The organism is Armatimonadia bacterium (assembly GCA_039679385.1).
In the GTDB taxonomy this organism is placed as follows: Bacteria; Armatimonadota; Zipacnadia; order Zipacnadales; family JABUFB01; genus JAJFTQ01.
Genome location: JBDKVB010000138.1, coordinates 23,843 through 44,911, shown reverse-complemented (window position 1 = coordinate 44,911; position 21,069 = coordinate 23,843). Strand labels below are relative to the sequence as shown.

Annotated in this window: 14 protein-coding genes; all 14 read left to right on the top strand. The window is 64.7% G+C overall.

The genetic code is table 11. The features are described from left to right. Positions 1-72 precede the first annotated feature (72 nt). Positions 73-4,629, top strand: coding sequence for a hypothetical protein (locus ABFE16_15365; GenBank protein ID MEN6346679.1), 4,557 nt, complete (start codon positions 73-75; stop codon positions 4,627-4,629). 195 nt (positions 4,630-4,824) lie between these two features. Further along, complete coding sequence (locus ABFE16_15360) at positions 4,825-5,874, top strand: zinc-binding alcohol dehydrogenase family protein (GenBank protein ID MEN6346678.1); 1,050 nt, start codon at positions 4,825-4,827, stop codon at positions 5,872-5,874. Positions 5,875-6,068: 194 nt separating this feature from the next. Then, the gene (locus ABFE16_15355; GenBank protein MEN6346677.1) at positions 6,069-7,100 is read left to right on the top strand and encodes a DUF933 domain-containing protein; all 1,032 of its coding nucleotides are present in this window, start codon (positions 6,069-6,071) and stop codon (positions 7,098-7,100) included. Positions 7,101-7,280: 180 nt separating this feature from the next. Continuing rightward, positions 7,281-8,597, top strand: a complete 1,317-nt coding sequence (locus tag ABFE16_15350) for a sulfatase-like hydrolase/transferase (protein MEN6346676.1) — start codon at positions 7,281-7,283, stop codon at positions 8,595-8,597. 218 nt (positions 8,598-8,815) lie between these two features. Beyond that, entirely contained in the window at positions 8,816-9,646 is an 831-nt protein-coding gene (locus ABFE16_15345; protein ID MEN6346675.1) for a DUF6544 family protein, read from the top strand. A gap of 21 nt (positions 9,647-9,667) precedes the next feature. After that, positions 9,668-10,693, top strand: a complete 1,026-nt coding sequence (locus ABFE16_15340) for a C-terminal binding protein (GenBank protein ID MEN6346674.1) — start codon at positions 9,668-9,670, stop codon at positions 10,691-10,693. A 101-nt stretch (positions 10,694-10,794) separates the two neighbouring features. Further along, the gene (locus tag ABFE16_15335; protein ID MEN6346673.1) at positions 10,795-11,631 is read left to right on the top strand and encodes a site-specific DNA-methyltransferase; all 837 of its coding nucleotides are present in this window, start codon (positions 10,795-10,797) and stop codon (positions 11,629-11,631) included. A gap of 29 nt (positions 11,632-11,660) precedes the next feature. Beyond that, positions 11,661-12,209 carry a BglII/BstYI family type II restriction endonuclease gene (locus ABFE16_15330; protein ID MEN6346672.1) on the top strand — a complete coding sequence of 183 codons (549 nt, stop codon included), beginning with the start codon at positions 11,661-11,663 and terminating at the stop codon, positions 12,207-12,209. Between the two features lie 24 nt (positions 12,210-12,233). Next, positions 12,234-13,331, top strand: coding sequence for a Gfo/Idh/MocA family oxidoreductase (locus ABFE16_15325; protein MEN6346671.1), 1,098 nt, complete (start codon positions 12,234-12,236; stop codon positions 13,329-13,331). Positions 13,332-13,422: 91 nt separating this feature from the next. Beyond that, positions 13,423-14,736 carry an aspartate aminotransferase family protein gene (locus ABFE16_15320; protein ID MEN6346670.1) on the top strand — a complete coding sequence of 438 codons (1,314 nt, stop codon included), beginning with the start codon at positions 13,423-13,425 and terminating at the stop codon, positions 14,734-14,736. Positions 14,737-15,020: 284 nt separating this feature from the next. Continuing rightward, on the top strand, positions 15,021-15,722 hold the full coding sequence (locus ABFE16_15315; protein MEN6346669.1) for a hypothetical protein: 702 nt from the start codon (positions 15,021-15,023) through the stop codon (positions 15,720-15,722). Positions 15,723-15,848: 126 nt separating this feature from the next. Further along, positions 15,849-17,288 carry a hypothetical protein gene (locus ABFE16_15310; GenBank protein ID MEN6346668.1) on the top strand — a complete coding sequence of 480 codons (1,440 nt, stop codon included), beginning with the start codon at positions 15,849-15,851 and terminating at the stop codon, positions 17,286-17,288. A 62-nt stretch (positions 17,289-17,350) separates the two neighbouring features. Next, positions 17,351-19,318 carry a hypothetical protein gene (locus ABFE16_15305; GenBank protein ID MEN6346667.1) on the top strand — a complete coding sequence of 656 codons (1,968 nt, stop codon included), beginning with the start codon at positions 17,351-17,353 and terminating at the stop codon, positions 19,316-19,318. After that, complete coding sequence (locus tag ABFE16_15300; GenBank protein MEN6346666.1) at positions 19,315-21,066, top strand: hypothetical protein; 1,752 nt, start codon at positions 19,315-19,317, stop codon at positions 21,064-21,066. Before ABFE16_15305 ends, ABFE16_15300 begins: the two co-directional genes overlap by 4 nt. The last annotated feature ends 3 nt before the right edge of the window (positions 21,067-21,069 follow it).

Here is a 21,069-nt window from a genome sequence, read left to right as displayed (position 1 = left end):
CCGACTCGACCGGCCGAGACCGATGCAGTGCCCGCCGTTATCTATCTGAGCGCTCTGGACAGGAGGCTCGCCATGAAGAAGCAGACGATCATCTGGACCGCAGTACCGAAGGGCATCACCCAGGATGGTGCGCGGCTCCAGTTGTCTGTGTTTGTCTCCCCTCGCCTGCAGACCAACGAGGGAGGGAGCAATCCGACGCTGCAGCAGTTCCCAGACTTCCTGCACTGGCCCGACAAGATGGCAGCGGCCACTTTTCAGGTCAAGTTCGATGGCGGCCCGACGGTGGCTGCGACCCGGGTGGCTCCCGCGGGTGACCCACCACCCGCTGACCTCTGGAAGGCGATCTTCCATGAGCAGACGCGGCTGAAGACCTATGTCTTCCCGGACTACACCGGCCGCGTCATCAACTCCTTCCCGGTCCAGAACATCCAGGAGGACGTCCGGGCGGTCTACGAGACAGTCGCCGTGGTGTCTCCCGACCGGCCGCCGGACTTCGGGCCCACGCAGCCGGGACTGGGACCTACGAGCGACCTTCTCAAGAACCTGGTGCTGCCGAAGACCCAGCAGCAGGAGCTGACCAGCGGCCTAGGCCGGCAGATGCAGAGCTTGCAGTTCAAGGCTCTGTACACCGAGCCGCCGGCGACGACTCCACGAAGGGCGCTCATGGGAGGCACAGCGCGTCCGGCCACGAGTGCCTTCGTCGCCCGCACAAACGCCTTTCGGACAACCGTCACACCGTCCGCCCTGGCCTTCCACCAGGTAGCGATGTTTCATGAGCCTGTCGAGCGCAAGGTGGGCAAGCTCTCGCCGAACCTCATGGCGATCAGGGCGCCGACGCCCGACTTCCATGAGATCCTCACCCACCTCGGCCAGTATCCCGAGGTGATGCGCCGACTTGGTCTGGTGATTGAGCTGGAGGTTCCGCTTCAGGCGGGGATGACCGCTGCGACGGCCGTGCGAGTGGTGCCCTCCTGGACTTCGGACTTCGCGACGGCGAACGTCACTCCGCGGACCCGTTGCACGGTTGCTGCGAACTCTTTCGTTGCCCGTCCCCGGCAGACTCCGGCCGAAGGCAGCGACATTGAGGACGGGATGCTTCGCCTCAACGATCCCGGGCTGTTCGAGATCGGGCAGATGGATGTGGATGCCGCTGCCCTTCGCGCCATCGACTACGCCGGCAAGGTCACGCAATGGGTAGCCATGGCGGCCGCTGCATTGCAGGTAGGGGCGCCGATTCCAACACCGCCTGCGGCTGAGACGACTCCTCCGCCCCTTCGCACAGCCGGGATCTGGGTGGCGAGGGTGAACCGGGCCATCCAACTGGCGACCCAGATTCTGCCGACGGCCACCGCTCGCAATGAAGTCGTGAAGGCCCTCGAGAGCCGATTCGCAGCGGCGCCCGCCTTGCGCAGCGCCGGACCGGTCGCGCCCATCGCCACGAGCGCGACGGAAGATGCCCAGATGGAACTGTGGGCCGAAGACCTGGTGCGCGGCTGGCGGGTTGACGTGTGGGACGACAAGTCGAGCCAGTGGCACTCGCTGTGCCGGCGCATCGGGACGTACCACTTCGCGAACGCCGCGAAGGGCGTCGACCGGATGATCGCCGGCGTGGAAGACGAGGGGTGGATCAGCTCGGGTGCGCGCGGTGCTGCGGACGGCTCGAAGTCCATGAGCCTGCACGAGATCTTCGTCCGGTGGGAGGGCTGGAGCCTATCTGCGCCAAGGCCGGACAAACCGCTCGCGGAGCCCGGCGTCACACCGGGTGACACGACCGAATATGGGCTCGACACCGAGTTCGTCGCGAAGCCCGGCAGCCTGCCCAGGCTGCGTTTCGGTCGCCAGTACCGACTTCGTGCTCGCCTGGTGGACCTCGCCGGGAATGGTATCCCCTGGACCTCGACAGCGGCCGGATCGGCCTCGGAGCCTCTGGTGTTCTCCCGCCATGAGCCGGTGAACGCTCCGGTGATCGTAGCCCGCAAGGACCTCAGCAACGCCAAGGGCGAGACCGTCGATCACGTGGTGCTTCGCTCGATGAACCAGGCTGGTCCAGCGGCCCCCGGCGGCGTACCGGGTGCCTTCCTCCCGACCGATGCATCCCAGGCACAGGCCCGGGACGCCGCACGCACGACGGAGGTGTCGGCACGGCATATCGCACCGCCCAAGACCTCGGAGTTGATGTCGGAGATGCACGGCATGCTCGACACCGACGCCGGAATGAAGGGCGATCCACAGACCTTCCAGATGCTCATCGACCACGACAAGCCGCTGGCCAAGTTCTACGATGCCGACCGGATGCCGATGCCCTATCTGCCCGATCCTCTGGCGACCCTGGCCCTCGTGCGGATCAAGTTCCCGCTGTCGGCAGACCCGGCGAAGGAGTACGCGCTCCAGGTTCCCTTCACCGGTACTTGGCCGGACATCGAGCCCTTCCGACTGGACGTGTATGAGCCCGCAGCGGCGGGAGCCGTGCCCGAGTTCGATGCAGCCAGTCGGACGCTGCGCCTGCCGCTACCGAAGGCAGAGACCGCCGAGATCAGTGTGAGCTGCAGCCTGCCGGCCCAGGCAGTCGGGAACATGGCGGTCTGGCGGATGTCGATGGACAACCTGACGATCCCGAAGCTTGCCGCTCTTCAGGCCGCTCCCCTTGATAGGCAGCGACTACGCTTCCAGCTTGCCGATCCGCGCCAGCTCAGCCTGGCGGCTCCCCGGGCAGGCCTCGACGCGAACCTGACCCGCCGCCTCGCGGATCTTGGGCGGATTGCTACCGAGGGGCGCAACGTGCTGCTCACCCCTGCGCACCCAATCACGGTGCTTCACGCGGTGCAGCAGCCTCTTGGTGTGCCGCAGATCCAGTACCTCACCGTCGCCCGCGACTTCGGCGACACCTATGCTTCCTTCTACGGCCGCGTGGCCCTGGACGGCAAGAGCGCGGTCAAGGTGGATGTCCATGCGGACTGGACCGACCCGGTCGATGACCTTGCCTGGCCACAATGGCAGGGCGTGACCGGCAGTTCGCACGTGTGGGAGATCGGCGTCGAGACGAGTGACAAGTACGCGCTCATCGCCCAGCCGGTCGCCAAGATCATGGAGGTCAACCCGGCCTTGATAGGCGCCGTTGCAGGGGCCATCAGACCAACACCCACTGCTGTGCAGCCACCTGCGGCAACGGTGCAGCCCCTGCCCGGCCGTCCACCGGTACGGCTGCAGCCAACCCAGCCCATACAGCCCATACAGCCCACGGCGCCAGCCGCCCAGTCGGTGCCGATCGGTGCCGCGACACCGATGGTACTGCGCACCGGCACGGCAGGGAGGGTATCGGCCGCCTCACTCGCTGCACGCCCCGAGGCCAGGACCGGGCTCACGCGCAATCTGAGCAACCAGGCCCTGCGCAAGGATGTGGCCCGATCGCGTCTTTTCGACCCGGGTCTCCTGCAGGTGCTCCCGGCAGGCATCCCGCGACGGCATGAGTTTGGCGACACCAAGTACCGCAAGGTGCGCTACACCGCGATCACCACGACCCGGCACAAGAGCTGCTTCAACCTCAGCGAGGCCGACATCAGGAGCGGCAAGACGCCGATCACTCGTGTCTCACAACAGGTGACAGTCGAGGTGCCCAGTTCGGCGCGCCCGGCGGCTCCCAAGCTCATGTACGTCATCCCCACCTTCGGCTGGGAGCGACAGGCCCTGCCGAACGGACAGATGAGTCGCCGCACCAGTGGCGGGATGCGCGTCTACCTGGAGCGCCCGTGGTTCTCCTCAGGTGAGGGCGAGCAACTCGGCGTCGTCATCCCGTGGCCACGAGCGGCCGGAGTAGACGTGATGCACAAGGACACCTATGGCTGGATGCCGGTGCTCAAGTCCCTCGTGACGCAGATGGGTGCCGACCCGACCTGGCGAACGACTGCGACACCAGCCTGGCCGGGTCCTGAGGCCTTCACTCACAAGCTGGCCTGGGAGGGCGACCTAACCCTCGATGAGCTCACCCAGGGGCCCGACAGCCTGATGCGGATGCGCCGTGACCTGCGCGTGGCAGTGGTCGGCCACGAAGTGCTCTATGATCCGCAGCGCCAGTTGTGGTACAGCGACATCGAGCTCGATCCGGGGCAGTCGTACTTCCCCTTCGTGCGCCTCGCCCTCGCGCGTTACCAGCCGAAGTCCGTCCAGCACGACGGCATGGACGTCAAGCTCTCCCGCGTGGTGCTGGCCGACTTTGTGCAACTGCTGCCCGAGCGCATCGCGACGATGACCTACCTCGACAACCGCACGATCGCGATCTCGGTCACGGGCGTCAGCTACATCGGCAGTGCCAGGGTAAGCGGCAGCAGCCGCATGGAGGTCTCGTTGGAGACCGCCAGCGCAAACCTGACTGGTGACCTGCGTTGGCGGCCGGTAGCCGGCGATCCCATCCAACTCTCTGCTCAGCGCCCTGCTGATGGAAGCCGCCGCTGGACCTGGACAGGGCGCATGACCCTCCCGGCTGACCGTGGGACCCAGGCCTTCCGCCTGGCGCTGAAGGAGTACGAGGTCTACGAGATCGATCGGCCCGGCGGGATACCCCTGGCCGTGGTTGCCGTCCCGGCACAGCCGACGACGCCGCGTCTCGTATACGCCGAGACCTTCGAGTTCTGATCTGAAGTCGCCATCGCCGCCTCCGGGCCGGCCTCCTTCTGGAGCGCCGGCCCGTCAGCTTGTTGAGGGTCCTGTGACTCTCACGCAGGACACAGGCGCCTGCACGCGGAAAGATGGGCGTCTGTGGCCTCCCGGAAGCGCGATGCGGAGGTTCCCAGCACAAGCTCTTCGCCAAGCAGTGAGAGAGGGAACGTTGTGAAAGCCTTTGTGATTCGTGGCCGACATGATGCCGTCGTGACCGACCGTCCGCAACCCACGCCGCAGCCGGGGCAGGCGCTGATCAAGGTTCATGCCTGCGGCATCTGCGGCTCCGACCTGCACGCCTATGAGGGCACCCAGCCCTTCTTCCGCTATCCTGAAGTACCTGGTCACGAGGTGGTCGGCACAGTGATGGAGGTCCGCCCACGTCCTGAGGGCCTGCTGCGTCTGCCGAACCGTCCGGTCGAGGAGAACCTGCAGCCGGGAGATCGCGTGGTGCTCGACCCGGCAATGCCCTGCGGGAAGTGCTACCCGTGCACCCATGGCCGCTACAACTGCTGTGAGAACCAGCAGGTAATCGGGGTTCATGCGCCGGGAGCGCTGGCGGAGTACTACCTCGCACCGCTTGAGTGCCTGCACCGAGTTCCGGTTGAGCTCACCGACGATCAGGCAGCGCTCGTGGAGCCGCTGTCCATCGGTGTGGAGGCGAACAACCGCGGACGCACCGGTCCCGAGGATGCGGTGCTTATCATCGGCGCAGGCACCATTGGGCTTTGTGTGATGCTGGTGGCGAAGGCCCGTGGGGCTCGCGTTGCCCTCAGCGACCTCTCGGCGGCGCGACGTGAGAAGGCCCTGGAGTTGGGGGCAGATGCCGCCTTCGACCCTCGTGAGGAGGGCTTCGTGTCGGCACTGAAGGACTTCGCCGGAGGCAGCGGCCCCAGCCTCGTAGTCGAGGCCGTCGGAACTTCGGGGACCGTGGCACAGGCTCTGGACCTGGTCGTCCACGCCGGACGAGTTGTCCTGCTTGGCCTCATCAGCAGCGACATCACGATCCCGGGGAACGTGATGGTGAAGAAGGAGCTCGACTTCCTGGGCTCCCGCCTCCACTGCGGCACAGTCCCCCAGGCGATAGAGCTGATCGCCCGTGGCCGGGTCGACGTCCTGCCCCTGCTCACGCAACGCCTGGAACTGACGCAGGCGGAAGAGGCACTGAAGCTGATGGGAGAGGCGCCGGAGCGGATACTGAAGGCGGTCGTGCGACTCTAGAGCGACTGCTCGCGTGTGGCATATGGCGGGCCGTCAGAGCATTGACTTGATGCGCCCGGCGAGGTTATCATTAGGTGTATAGCGCTGTCTAGGCGTACAGGGCGTCTACGGGTTTCCCGCAGCGTCGCGACGAAAGTCGCGACGTTTGCTTTGTGTGCCAACTCCCAGCCGGCGCCGGCATGAGGTGACGTGAAGTGAAGATCGGCATTATCGGCCCCGAGGGGTCGGGCAAGACCACTGTCTTCAGCAGCCTGACGGGTCTGGACCTGGAGGGTTTCGCGACGCGCGGTCCGAATCTGGGCGTCGTCGGCGTTCCCGACGACCGTCTCGAAGTCCTGTCGGGCATGTTCAACCCCAAGAAGACCACTCCCGCCGAGATCACCTTCATCGACCTCGGGGCAGCCGGTGCAACATCGGACAAGCTCTCCGCCATCACCGGAGCCCTGGCCGACTGCGACGCCCTGGCGGTCGTGGTCGGCGGGTTCCTCCCGGGCGATGCTGCGGGGAGTCTCGATAGCTACCTGCTCGACCTCACCCTTGCCGATTTGTCGGTGGTCGAGAACCGCCTCGAGCGCATCGACAAGGACCTCCTGCGCGGCAAGAAGGAGTCTGCCTCCGAGAAGCCTCTCATGGCGCGTCTTCAGGAGACACTCTCCTCAGGCCGCCGGATCGCCGGTGTGGAGCTCTCGGAGGAGGAGTTCAAGACGCTGCGCGGGTACCAGTTCGTGACCCGCAAGCCGACGCTGGTTCTGGCCAACGTGAGCGAGAGTGACCTGGGCAAACCAGTGACGGCGTCGATCAGCGAGGTCGCCGGCGCTCAGGGCCTCCCCACCTTCGAGCTGTGTGCGCCCCTGGAGGCTGAGATCGCCCAGCTTCCAGCGGAGGATCGAACTGCCTTCCTCGCCGACTACGGAATCTCGGACTCAGCGCGCGACCGCTTCATCCGCGCCGCCTACGCTCTGGTCGACCTGATCAGCTTCTTCACCGTCGGCCCTGACGAGGTACGTGCCTGGAGCATCCCCCGGGGCACCCTGGCTCCCCGTGCTGCAGGCAAGATCCACAGCGACATCGAGAAGGGCTTCATCCGAGCCGAAGTCGTGGCCTATGACGACCTGATCGCCTCGGGCTCTCACCAGGAATGTCGCGCGAAGGGCCAACTGCGCCTGGAGGGCAAGAACTACGTGGTGCAGGATGGCGACGTGATCGAGTTCCGCTTCAGCGTCTAGGCGCGACTGCGTCAGAGCGGTCCGTTCAGACGTGAAGTCGGGGCGCAGGAGAAGCGACCTCCTGCGGGGAATGTGTGGGGTTGAGGTCGCGTCTTTGCGGCGGCCCTCGACACTTGGGTTGGTCGTGCCCGGTCGATCCTCGGGGGCAACGCCGATTCCCACTTCAGAGGAGGGTGTCTCTTGCCGACCGCCAGCCCGAACGTCCTGGTGTTCTTCACGGATCAGCAGCGCTGGGATACCTGCGGTTGCTACGGGTGTCCGATGGACCTGACGCCCAACCTCGACGCCATGGCCCGTCGCGGCGTCCTGTTCCAGAACGCCTTCACTTGTCAGCCCGTCTGCGCACCCGCCCGTGGCTCGCTTCAGACCGGCAAGCACGGCACGGGACATGGAGTCTGGCGCAATGGGATTGCGCTGCCCCAGGACCAGCGAACCCTCGGGCATTGCTTCACCGAGGCCGGGTACGACGTCGGCTACCTGGGCAAGTGGCATCTGGCCAACACCGGGGCCGATCCCGTTCCTCGCGAGCTCCGCGGCGGCTATGAGGGCTACTGGGAGGGTGCAGATGTCCTGGAGTTCACCTCCCACCCCTACGACTGCCGGATGTGGAATCAGGACAACCAGCAGGTGTGGTACCCCGGCTATCGTGTGGATGCTATGACCGACCGGGCAGTCGAGTTCGTCAGCCGCGACCGCGACAAGCCCTTCTACCTGTTCATCTCCTACCTCGAACCCCATTTCCAGAATGACATGCACGCCTTCGTCGGCCCCGACGAGTACCGCGATCACTACAAGGACCCGTGGGTTCCGCAGGACCTGCTGAGCCGTCCGGGCGATTGGTACGAGTCGCTTCCGGGATACTACGGCTGCGTACGGAGTCTCGACGACAATCTCGGCCGGCTGCTGGGCGCCCTCGAGCAGCAGGGCACGCTGGACAACACCGTGGTGGTCTTCACCAGCGATCACGGCTGCCACTTCCGCACGCGCAACGGCGAGTACAAGCGCAGTTGCCATGAGTCCAGCATCCGCATCCCCTTTGTGATGCAGGGGCCGGGGATGGACGTTTCGCGCACGGTGCCCGAGCTGGTCAGTCTGGTCGACGTTCCCTCGACGATTCTGAGCGCAGCCGGGCTGACGGTGCCTGCTTCGATGCAGGGACGCGACGCAACACCGCTGACCCGGGGCCAGAACAAGGACTGGGCTAACGAGGTGTACGTCCAGATCAGCGAGGCCGAGGTTGGACGCGCCGTGCGGACGGAACGCTGGAAGTACGCAGTCTATGCCCCAGACAAGCAGGCCTGGAAGGACAGCGGCAGCGACCACTACGTGGAGCGCTACCTGTACGACCTCTGGGCCGACCCTTATGAGTCCGTCAACCTGATCGGCCGCAAGCAGTACGACGCGGTGCGCCAGGAGCTCAAGGCCCGTCTCAAGCGGCAGATGGTGGCGGCCGGTGAGCCCGAGGCGGAGATCACGGACGGGAAGTTCTACGAGTAGGCTCCGGCGACTGCGAGGACGGCTCTTGCGAGGTAGCCGACGTCCGTCCTCGACAAGCGGCAGTACCAAAGGTATCATGACCCCGACGGGTGGCGCCGACGACGTGGAGGATTCGGGCTGTCGGTTGCGGAAGGTCAGGAGTTCGTCGGCAGCTATGTCGCATCACGCCTCGACCGTGCCCGACCAGGCGCAGGTCATGGAGGCCTGGAGCAATCCCGATGGTGCCCTGGTTGGGGGTCTCAATAGGTCTGATCCTGCTGGCAGCGATCGGCGCTCTGCTGGTGTTGGCGTTCCGTGAGGACGCCCGCGTGCAGGCCGCCTGGGATTCGCTCTCGGCGCCCGGCGACGGGCAGGTCTTCGACGCCTCGATGGTGGCCGACCTGCCGGAGGCAGCACAGAGGTACTTCGCCCACGCGATTGCCCCTGGTACTCCGGTCAGCGACTGCGCGGTCGTCACACTGCACGGGCAGCTCCGGGAAGGACCCGAGGCGCCCTGGATCCGACTTCAGGCCCGGGAGGTCCTTCGCCCGGGCGTTGGCTTTGTCTGGTCTGCGAGGGCGAAGATGGGGATGATTCCCCTGCGCGGCGCGGATCAGTATGTGGACGGCGTGGGCATGGTGCGCTTCCGAGTGGCGGGGATCATCCCGCTGGTCAACCTGTCGGGGGAGGCGGCTTCGTGGTCCTGTGCGGGTCGGCTCATGGCGGAAGCAGCCTTCTGTCCGGGAGGTTTGCTGCGGCTGCCCGAGGCGAAGTGGGAAGCGGTCGGCAGCGACCAGGTCCGCGTGTCGGCTACCATCCACGGAACCCCCGTGGCGACTGTACTGCGGGTGAGGCAGGACGGAAGTCTGAGTGAGATCGTGGTCGACCGCTACGACGACAGCAACCGCGATCCGGAAGCGGAGTACGTGCCCTTCGGCGCCACCTTCCGACGCGAAGCCACCTTCGGCGGCTATACAGTGCCGGCGGAGGCCGCCGCTGGTTGGCTCTACGGAACTGCCAGGTACTCCGAAGACCTCAAATGGACCATTGATGCGGTATCCTATATGTGACACGCCTGGAGGGTCATAACCGTGCCGAAAACCAAAGTCGTGGTCACCGACTACATTGAGAACGATCTGGACTGGGAGATTCAGGAGTTCGCCAAGATGCCCGACGTGGAGTTCTCCTACCACCAGCTCAAGCTGGCGCCCCGCGAGGAGCTCATCGCCACCATCGCCGACGCGGACATCATCGTGGTCAACATGGCCAAGTTCGATGAGGAGGTCATCGCCGGCTGCAAGCGCTGCAAGCTCCTGATCCGCCATGGGATCGGGTACGACAACGTGGACGTGGACGCCTGCACCCGGCACGGTATCCGCTTCTCCTACCAGCCGGACTACTGCGCCTCCGAGGTGTCCGAGCAAGCGGTTTCCCTGATCTTCTCGTGCGCACGCAGGCTGGACATCGGCCGCCGCATCCTCCAGGAGTCCAGCACTACCGGGCAGTGGGATTTCTCGACCCTCGGCGACATTCACCGGCTCTTCGGCTCCACCCTGGGGATCGTCGGTTGCGGCAGAATCGGCGGACGCGTCTACCGGATCATGAAGGCTGTCGGGATGCACCTGATGGTCTGCGACCCGTACCTCGACGACCGGCAGAAGGGTGCCCTGGGCATCGAGGAGACCTACGACCTGGAGACGGTGCTGAAGACCGCCGACATCGTGACCCTGCACACCCCTCTGAACGACGAGACGCGGTACATGATCGACGAGCCGCAACTCCGGAGGATGAAACCGACGGCATACCTGGTCAATACCTCCCGCGGCGGCGTCATCAAGACCTCGGCACTCGAGAAGGCGCTGCGAGAGAACTGGATCGCCGGTGCGGGCATCGACGTGTATGAAGTCGAGCCGCCACCCGCGGACCAGGAGCTGCTCAGTCTGCCCAATGCGACCCTGTCGGCGCATCTGGGTTGGTGCTCAGTGGAGGCGGGCTGGCGGATCCGGCAGAACATCATGGACGACGTGAAGGCGTGTCTGCGCAAGGAGCCGCCGGCCTACACAGTGAACAAGGAAATCGACACAATTCTGGACGGCCGCGTGTATCGGGAGGTGTAGCGAGATTGGGTGCGGAGCCCCAGCAGCAGCTGATAGAGACTGTGACTGACCGCGGAGCCTCAACGGTGGCAGCGCGGTATTCAGCCACGAATAGAGTCACACTGTACGAGGGCGACAGGCTTGACCTGCTACGCCAGATACCCGACGGCGCCGCGCAACTGGTCGTCACGTCCCCTCCCTACAACATCGGCAAGGAGTACGAGAGCCGCCAGCGTCTAGACGACTATGTGGCTGAGCAGGCGGAGACCATCTCCGAAGCCGTTCGTATTCTCGCTGCCAACGGGAGCATTTGTTGGCAGGTCGGCAACTGCATTGCAGCGGACGGCGAAGTGATTCCGCTGGACATGGCCCTGTACCCCGTGTTCAAGAGTTTTGGGCTGAAACTGCGCAATCGGATCGTCTGGCACTTCGGGCATGGTCTCCACTGCTCGAAACGTTTCTCGGGCCGCCACGAGACGATCGTGTGGTTCACGAAGAGCGACGACTACATCTTCGATCTCGATCCTGTTCGAGTGCCTCAGAAGTACCCGGGAAAGAGACACTTCAAGGGGCCGAGGGCGGGCGAGCTGTCGGGCAACCCACTGGGCAAGAACCCGACGGACGTCTGGGATATTCCCAACGTGAAGTCGAACCACGTGGAGAAGACCGAGCATCCCTGCCAGTTTCCCGTGGAGCTGATCGAGCGGCTGGTGCTGAGCATGACCCTGCCCGATGGTCTGGTCGTCGATCCCTACATCGGCGTCGGGAGCACGGCGGTCGCTGCCGTGAGGCACGGGCGACGTTGTGCAGGGGCCGACATCATGGCTCGGTATCTCGAGATCGCCAAAGGGCGCGTTGACGCTGAGGTAGCCGGTACTCTGCGGACACGCCCCATGGGGAAGCCGGTCTACGAGCCCGACCCGTCCAGCACCTTGTCGCAGCGTCCGCTCGACTGGTGATCGCACAGACATCGGGGGGTACAGCGCCCATGGAGAAGGTCTACGAGTACTCGCACCTTGGCGGAGCCGAGATACTGCTCGTGCGCTACCCGGAGATTGGCGCCGAGATCGACGCCACAATCTCGGCCATCAGCCAGATCGGGAAGAACAAGGAAAGCCGCGAGAAGACGAAGGTCGGTCGGATGCTCTACTCTCCGAAGGAACTCAATGCGCGTTTCACCGAGGAGTTCCGCTCTCGTGGCTTCGAGGAGCTCAGGGATACCTACACCATCCGTATCCCCGGTTCCGAGGTCGCGATAGCCGGTGCATACAAGCAAGTCGACTTCGTCAAGGATCGAGTGTTGGTAGAGGTCCAGTTCGGCAAGTACGCGTTCATGTTCTACGACATGGCCAAGTTCCAGTACTTCTTCAATGAGAGCAAGTGCGACGTCGGCGTTGAGATCGTGCCGTGCCACTCGCTGCACCGGGAGATGTCGAGTGGCGTCTCCTACGGCGAGCAGCTCGTGTACGACATCGAGCGTCTCAAGAGGCATTTCCCAGCCGTACCTGTCAAGGTCATCCTCATTGATGTGGATTAGGGTATCCACGGAAAGAGAAACAGCATGAAGAAGGTCAGAATTGGCGTCATCGGTTGTGGCAAGATCAGCGGTGCGTACCTCAGCGCTGCTGCGAAGTTCCCAATCCTCGAGACGGCCGCCTGCAGCGACATCAATATGGAGGTCGCCAAGGCCAAGGGCGAGGAGTACGGGGTCCCGAAGGTCTGCACGGTAGACGAGTTGCTGGCAGACCCGAACATCGACATCGTTGTGAACCTGACCATCCCCGCCGCCCATGCCGAGATCAGCCTCAAGACCCTCGCAGCCGGCAAGTGCGCGTACACTGAGAAGCCCTTCGCAGTCGTGCGCGAGGACGGTCTGAAGGTCATCGAGTCCGCGCGCCAGAAGGGCCTGCGCGTCGGCTGCGCTCCGGACACCTTCCTCGGTGGCGGCCTGCAGACTTGCCGCAAGCTCATCGACGACGGCTGGATCGGCAAACCCGTGGGCGCCAGCGCCTTCATGATGGGTCACGGCCCAGAGCACTGGCATGAGAACCCCGAGTTCTTCTACAAGGCAGGCGGCGGCCCGCTCTTCGACATGGGCCCGTACTACCTCACCACACTGGTCAACCTTCTCGGCCCGGTGCAGAAGGTCGCCAGCGCGGCCACGATCTCCTTCCCGCAGCGTCTCATCACCAGCAAGCCGAAGTACGGGACCCTGATCGACGTTGAGGTGCCGACCCACGTGAACGGTATCCTGCACTTCGCCGGTGGCGCAGTGGGCACCATCACCACGAGCTTCGATGTCTGGGGTTCGCGGCTGCCGCGCATCGAGGTCTACGGAACGGAGGGCACGCTCAGCGTTCCCGATCCGAACACCTTCGGCGGCCCGGTCAGCGTCTGGCGTGCCGGTGAGTGGAAGGAAGTACCTCTCACCCACGTCTACACCGAGAACTACCGCAGCATCGGCGCCGCCGACATGGCCTATGCCATGCAGTCCGGTCGGGCCCATCGCGCCAGTGGTGACCTTGCCTTCCACGTGCTCGACATCATGCAGTCGCTGTACGACGCTGCAGAGAAGGGCGCGACCGTCGCTCTGAGCAGCACCTGCGAGCGGCCGGCACCGCTGCCCATGGGCCTGCGTGAAGGCACTCTCGACGAGTAGCACCGACAATCAGTGAAGGCGCGGGAGCGCTCTCCCGTCAGGGACATCACAAACCGGCGAGAACGGAGAGCGCCCCGCCGGAGGAGATACCATGCCCAAGTACCAACTGCCCGGGCCGAAGTCGGCCGAGTACATTGCCATATCGCAACAGTACGAGCCGGGGTGCACCTCCCAGCAGGCACCCATCGTGTGGGAGAGTGCGCAAGGCTGCATCGTGCGGGATGTCGACGGCCATGAGTTCATCGACTGGACCTCCGGCGTTCTGGTCGCCAACGTGGGCCACTGCCACCCGCACCATGTGAAGAAGATCCAGGAAGCCGTTGCGCGGCTCATGAACCCGTACGACTTCCCCACCCCGGAGCGCGTGACGCTCGCGAAGCGCATGGTCGAGGCCATGCCCACCTGCGCCAAGAACCTCGACACCTGCTTCATGCTCACCACCGGGGCCGAGGCAACCGAAGCCGCGATGCGCGTCGCCAAGCGCTTCACCGGCAAGCACGAGATGCTGTCCTTCTGGGGCGGCTTCCACGGTCGCACCTGGGGTTCAATGAGCATGGCCGGCAAGATGGGCACCAAGAAGCAGTGGGGTCCGCTCATGCCGGGCTGCCTGTACAGCCCCTACGCCTACTGCTACCGCTGCCCCTTTGGCATGAAGCCCGAAAACTGCGACTTCTACTGCCTGAGCTGGATGGACCGCGTAGTCGAGACCACCTCCACCGGCGACCTGGCTGCGGTAATCGTCGAGCCCTACCAGGGCAGCTCTGGTTTCATCATCCCTCCGGACGGCTGGCTGACCCGCGTCCAGGAGTGGTGCCGCCAGCACGAGGTGCTATTCATTGTTGACGAGGTGCAGGCGTCCTTCGGGCGCACCGGCAAGCTGTTCTGCATCGAGCACGAGGGGCTCAGCCCCAACCTACTATGCCTGGGCAAGGGCATCGGCAGCGGCATCCCGACCGCGGCCCTGATCGCGGAGTCCCGTATCATGGCCACACTGCCACCCGGTGACATGAGCAGCACAACCGGCGGGAACCCGGTCTCGTGCTCCGCGGCGCATGCCGTTCTGGATATCATGGAGCAGGAGCACCTGGTCGAGAACTCCGCACGGATTGGCGCCTACCTGCTTGAGCGGTTCAAGCAGATGGAGGAGCGCTACAACGTCCTCGGCGAAGCCCGCGGGAAGGGCCTCGTCATCGGCCTGGAGTTCGTCAAGGACAGCCAGACCAAGGAGCCCGCGCCCGATCTGACCATGGAGATCATCCGGCGCATGTGCACCGAGGGCGTCGTCTGTGGACGCGTCGGCTTCCACGGCAACGTGATCCGTGTGGCACCGCCGCTGGTCATCACCATCGACCAGGCCGAGCAGAGCGCCGACGCAATGGAGAAGGTACTGTCCGAGCTGAGCTAGCGTCGTGCCGTGAACCATCGCTCACGGCAAACCAGGGACACCCCCTGTCCCTGGGGACTGGAATCTGGTAGACTCGCAGTCGATGCTATCCTGGCTGCGAGTCTATCAGGTGTTTTTCGGTGACTGACGCCCGAGACCGTGACCTGGACCCCAGGGACGAGACTTCGCAGGCTCCCGGCGAGGGAGAGCAGTCCTCTGGGGTGCCCGGGGTCCCGCAGCCCAGTCCTGCTGGGTCCGCATCCCCAGCGCCCGGCGGGCCACTCGCGGCTGAGGATTTGCCGGCGGTGGAGGAATCCTGGCAGCGGATCGCGAAAGGCGGCAAGGGCCTAGCGCCGGGTGCCGGGCTCAAACCGCGGCCACAGCGCGCCGGTCGCAACGCAGATGACTTTGTTTGGGGGCTGAACCTTCTAGGCGCGCTTCTCGTCCTGACCCTCATTGGCGCTGTTGCTTGGTACTTCAACTGCCCGGCCACGCGTGCCCGGGCAGTGTACCAGTCAGGGGTCCAGCGGCTGGCGGGAGGCGATGTCTCGGGGGCGCAGGCGGATCTGGAGACGGCTCTGCGGATCGACCCGGCACTGGCCGAAGCGGCCCTGTGTCTGGGCTTCGTGCGTCTGGGCATCCGTGAAGACGGACTCGATCCTGAAGCTCTGGAGGAGCTGTTCCGGCACGCCCGGTGGGGTCGCACGGAGCAACTCCAGGCCGCTGATGAAGCCTTCAACCAATGCCTGCGCGCCGGTGCACGCCGTCCCCTTGATGCGCCGGTAGGCGGGCTGGCCATTACCAATCGTGAGATGCTTGCTCTGGCGTGGAGTGGCACGGCCGCCACTGCCCTCACACGCGCTGCCGCTGCGGTCGACACCAACCATACCGAAGACGCACGCGCCTGGGCCCGAGTTGCCCTGAGCGCCCTTGACAAAGCTGATATGCTCAGCCCCAGGCATGGCGCCCGTTTCCTGAGGCCCGCTGCTGAGGCCATGTTGCGTTAACTGGAACATCGGTCCAGGCCTCTGGCCGAGTGAGGTTGCTGACGCAGTAACGGATGACAAGTGACGGACCTGCAGGGACCCGCAAGGGCCCCTGCGGGACTCCCAGGGAGAAGCAGGAGGATGCCTATGCTCGACTCCAGCAAGGCCCGCTGCCTGACCGCCCTTATCGCCCTCCTCACCTGCATCATCTTCGCTGTCGGTCCAGCCCTGGCCGCAGACGGAGACGAGGAAGCGCCGCCGCCCCGTCCCACCAGGCCCACTTTCACCCGCAGCGCCGGTGGCCCGCCCGGTGGTCCAAGACCCACAGAGTCTCCTGCTGCGCCGGCTACCGGCACCGACTCAGAGAAACCGAGCCTCTCGGTCTCGATGTCGGACAAGGGAATGTCGGTCTTCGCTGTCAATGCCGACGCCCATGACGTCTTCTCCAAGGTGGCTGCGGCCGCCGGTCTCCCCCTCATCGTCGACGATACTGTTCAGGGCAACATCACCATCAACATCGTCAGCAAGCAGCCCAAGGACATCATCGCCCTCCTCGTCGATGCGTACGGCTTCTCGTTCTCCGAGGTGAACAAGGTCTACGTCGTCAGCGAGGGCGTGCCCAAGAAGCCTTCCTCCTATATGCTCGGCGAGATCGAGGCCGTTACGACCAAGTACGTGCAGCCCGCGCGTGCCCGGTCGCTCCTTCCCATCTTCCTGCAGAGCGACGTGAAGATGAACACCGACCAGAACTCGGTCGTACTCTCTGGTCCACGCGCAGTGCTGGACAAGTTCCGGCGCGATGTGGAGCAGTTCGATATCCCGGCAGCCCAGATCATGCTGGATGTGCTGGTTGTCGAGTACACCGACGTGTCGACGGACACCTTCTCGGCGAGTCTCGGGTACCAGAACGACAGTCTCGGCCTCACCACCGACTCCCTGACCGGCCAGACGGTGCTAACCGCCATCACCCACCTGCCTCGGGACTTCTATGCCAACCTCGATGCCCTCATCACACAGCGCAAGGCCCGCGTCCGAGCGAACCCGAGAGTCGCCACCATCAGCGGGCTGTACGCAAACGTCTTCATTGGCCAGCAGCGCTATCTGACCAAGCCCGTGAACATCCCCGGCCGCGGCCAGACGAACTCGATCGACGCCGGTGTGCGGCTGAATATGCGTCCCCTCACCGGCGGCCAGGGCGAGATCATCCTCTGGATCAACCAGGAGATCAGCACCCTCAGCGCTCTTGACCCCGCCACGGGACTCCCGACCAAGACGAAACGCACGGCCCAGACCACCGTGCGTGTGAGGGACGGGCAGACGGTCGTTATCGGCGGCCTGTGCCAGTCGGAACTGCGCGAGAAGCGCAGTCGCATCCCCATCGTCGGCGAGATACCGATCATCGGCCGGCTCTTCCAGTCCAAGCGCATCGAGAACACCAACGTCGAGCTCGCGGTGTTCATCACCGCGCGGGTCCTCGATGAGAAGGGGCATCTCCCCGCGGAAGAGGAGACGCGCATTCGCGACCACTTCAACGCGAACGGGCTTAGCACGACGCCAAGCACTGCAGCTACCGCAGGCCCGCAGTAGCAGCCGAAGCGATCGGCTGCCACCAGGAGTCCGACCCTACAACCCGGCCACGGAGACGGTCAATGCCCGCACTTGGCTATGACAACCGGCCGCAGTCTGCACGCCCACCGATCGACCTCGGTTGGCGTGTATCGTGGCTGGGTCTGCGCTGGTCGGCCGCCCTGGTCCTGGTGGTGCTTGCCGGGGCACAGCCGGCGCACTGCCAGTACACCTGGGGCAGCTCGTCGAACTACGTCAACATTACCGAGGCCAAGGTCGAGCGCCTCAGCAACGCGATACGCATCATCCTCCAGGCCGACGGAACCCTGACCGCCAATGCCAGCGAGAGTTTCTTCGCCTATGATCAGCGGCGCCGGCGCTACCTGCCGGCCCAACTACAGCGCTTCCCGATCAGCCTCTACAATGCTCGCTCGCAAGTCGGACGCTATGTGGACGTCGGCATCTACCCGGTGAGCCACATCACTCTGTCCGTTCCGGCAGATGCCCAGGAGGGTGTCGGGCTTGAGGTAGCGCTGTTCACCTACATACCCGCTCAGATCGGTGCCATGCAGCAGAACGATTCCGTGGCCGAGTGGGGCCGCTACAACATAGTGGTCCCGGTGCAGGTGGACCTGATCCTGTCCGACGACCGGCGTCAGCTTATCCTCACCGTCCACTCCGACCGGCAGTATGAGGCGGAGGCGGATGCCGGGGCACGAGCTGCCGGGCCTCTTCGCGAGAGCATGATGGTTGAGCCCTGCGCCGAGGGCCTGACCCTTCGCACCGTCAACGCACCCTTCGGCGACGTGATAGCTGAGGTTAGCCGGCTCGCAGACCAGCCGATCGTTGTGAGCCCGTCGATCGACCGTCGGGTCACGGCCAACCTGCCCCATATGGCCGTGGATGAGCTTCTGCGTGCAGTCTGTAGCTCCGCGTGCCTGGAACTCGACGAGCACGGGGGCACCTACTACATCAGCCAAGGCGATGTGGTCGACGTCAGCTCCTACTGGTCGGCCAGCGTTCGCAAGGTGCGCCTGCAGAACATCTCCGTAGGCGATGCAATCAAGCTCCTGCCCGACTTCGCCCTCCGGTACGTGAAGACGGACGTCGAGAGCAACACCCTTATCGCCTACGGGCCCGAGAGCTTCCTCGACAAGATCGAGCGCGACATCAGGGCGCTGGACCAGAAGGGCAAGCAACTGCGGGTGCGGATGGTCGTGCTGCAGTCTGAAAGGTCGCAGTCCATCACTCGCACTCTGAACGCACTCTTCGAGCGCGGGACGACTTCTGTGAGCCTCACGCCGGTGTCCGGGTCGATCCAGGTCGGAGTGGTGACCGAGAAGCTCGACCATATCCTCGTCGACCTGCGCCACCTGCTGGAGGACGAAAGCGTACAAACCGATGTGCGGCCCTCTGTGACCGTTCTCAGCGGCAGCGAGGCAACGGTCTTCGTCGGCAAGCGCCAGTACTACCAGTCGGTGCGAGAGAGCTGGCGGGGGATCAGAGTTCAGTTGAGCAGTGTCGATGTAGGCGTGCGGGTGAGCACCTCGCCATGGACAGGAGACGGACGCACGATCACGGTACCCTTTGAGATCAGCGCCGACAACCTCATCGGCAGGACCGCAGAGGGTGCGCCCATCGTCGCACAGCAGCAGGCCGACGGGTCGCTCCGCATCCTGGCCGGCAACACAATCGTCGTCGGCGGCCTGCGCACTCGTACCGTGGAGAAGACACGTGACAGTCTGTCCCCTCTGGCCTCGGCTCCCCTTGTTGGGGACTTGCTGACCGACACCGACGAGGAGAGCGCCCTGACCGACGTGATCGTGTTCCTCAGTGTGGAAGAGGCCAAGGTCAACGAGATCAGCTCTGACTTACCATCGCAGGCGGCCGCTTCCAATCCAGCGACTGCCGGCGCAACAGGAAGCCATCCCAGTTCCCAGCAAGTAGGCACAATGGGACTTCGAGCACCCAGAACCGCACCGCCCGGAGGCCCAGCTCCAGCCCCGACGTTCCAGGACCTCGGCAGTGCCTTCAAGGTGGCGAGATCATGAACCGAAGACTGACAGGTCGGCTTACGGCCGTGCCGCGCTCCTTCATCCCGCTTCTGTTGGTGTTGGGAGCCCTACTGGCGATGGCCGGGCAGGCTTCCGCTGAGACCTGGTGCAACATCACTGAGGTCAAGGCGGACCCGGCATCCAACGCAGTGCAGATCACCGTCAAGGCCGACGGCATCCTGAAGTGGGACTGGGAGAGCGGCGATGATAGCTCGCCGCGCCAGTTCATCAGCGTGCGTTTCCCCGGTGCGCGGCTCAAGATGGACGAACACTTCATCGACGTCGAGACCCCTCCGGTCAGCACTGTGGTCCTCTACACCCCGCAGAACGCCCAGGGCGGGACCGGTATCGTAATGGAGGTAACCCTCTCGGAGCGCAGCCGCTTCAAGGGGGTAGGGAGCACCGACGAGCGGTCCTTCATCCTGAGCATAGATGCGCCCCTGCGCTCGGAAGGTGGAGAGGCCGCAAAGACCGGGGCGAAGAGCAAGCAGGAGGAGTTCCTGTCCGTGAACGTCGCTGACGGCCGGGTCACACTGCGGGCGCTGCGGGCAGACATCCACAAGACCATTGCCGAGGTAGCCCGACAGACCGGCCTGAACATCACCCTGGATGACGCAGTCGCGCACAAGGTGAACGTGAACCTCAAGGACATGGCTCCGCTGGAGGTGATCCAGGCGATTGCCACCGGCTATGGACTTGCCCTCTCAACCAATGGCGACGTCTACATGCTCAGCGAAGGCGTGCCGCGCGACCTCACAACCTACAACCGCAGCGGCACAGCGTCTTTCCCCATGCGCTACCTGCGGGCTGAGGATGCCAAGGAGCTCCTGCCGACCTTCCTGACCAAATACTTGCAGTCCAACGAAGAGCAGAATGCCGTCGTTGCCACGGCGCCGCAGCAGATGCTGGAGAAGATCCAGCGCGACCTGCAGAGCGTCGATATCCCGCCTCCGCTCATCATGGTGGAGGTCGTGGCGGTCGAGCTGACCAACACCGGCGGGGTCGAACGCGACCTTAGCTGGCTCTACAGCAGCAACGAGCAACGCTTCGGCACCGACAGCTCCAACGGCAGCGTGAGCTTTGAGGATGCTGCGGCGGGCGCACTAACGAAGACGGTGGCCTCGACCTCAAAACTCAAGGCTACCCTGGAGGCCCTGACCAGTTCCGGCCGGGCCAAGATCCGCTCCAATCCGCGCATCGCGGCCGTGAATGGGAAGACTGCGGATATCTTCATCGGCCAGGACCGATTCGTCCTCGTGGAGTACAACAGTGGCGGACAGCTCCAGCAGCGCATCGAGGCTGTCCCGGTCGGCGTCCAGCTCAAGATCAGGCCCTGGACCGGTGGCAACGGGGAGATCACGTCCCTCGTCAACGTAGCGGTCAGCAACATCAGCGAGGTGGACCCGACCACCGGTCTGCCCTTGCTGAGCAGCCGAGAGGCAGAGAGTTCGGTCCGCACCAAGGACGGGGAGACGATCATCATCGGCGGACTGCGCCAGCGCCAGAAGGAGACCACAGACCGCAAGATCCCACTGCTGGGAGATATCCCCATCATCGGCGCGCTGTTCCGCGGCAAGTCCTCGACGACCATCGATACCGAACTGGTGATCTTCGTGACCCCGCGCATCCTCAGCGTGGACGGCGAGATCTTCGACAAGTCGCAGGCAGACCTGCGGAACCGTCTCCTGGAGCCCGGCGATTGCGGCTACCAGGCTCCCGCGTCGACCCCACCACCGGCGAAGTAGCCG

Coding starts and splice junctions, on each gene's coding strand:
- ABFE16_15310 (MEN6346668.1), top strand. CDS start 15,849: ATGCTCGACTCCAGCAAGGCCCGCTGCCTGACCGCCCTTATCGCCCTC.
- ABFE16_15305 (MEN6346667.1), top strand. CDS start 17,351: ATGCCCGCACTTGGCTATGACAACCGGCCGCAGTCTGCACGCCCACCG.
- ABFE16_15320 (MEN6346670.1), top strand. CDS start 13,423: ATGCCCAAGTACCAACTGCCCGGGCCGAAGTCGGCCGAGTACATTGCC.
- ABFE16_15345 (MEN6346675.1), top strand. CDS start 8,816: ATGGTGCCCTGGTTGGGGGTCTCAATAGGTCTGATCCTGCTGGCAGCG.
- ABFE16_15330 (MEN6346672.1), top strand. CDS start 11,661: ATGGAGAAGGTCTACGAGTACTCGCACCTTGGCGGAGCCGAGATACTG.
- ABFE16_15325 (MEN6346671.1), top strand. CDS start 12,234: ATGAAGAAGGTCAGAATTGGCGTCATCGGTTGTGGCAAGATCAGCGGT.
- ABFE16_15365 (MEN6346679.1), top strand. CDS start 73: ATGAAGAAGCAGACGATCATCTGGACCGCAGTACCGAAGGGCATCACC.
- ABFE16_15300 (MEN6346666.1), top strand. CDS start 19,315: ATGAACCGAAGACTGACAGGTCGGCTTACGGCCGTGCCGCGCTCCTTC.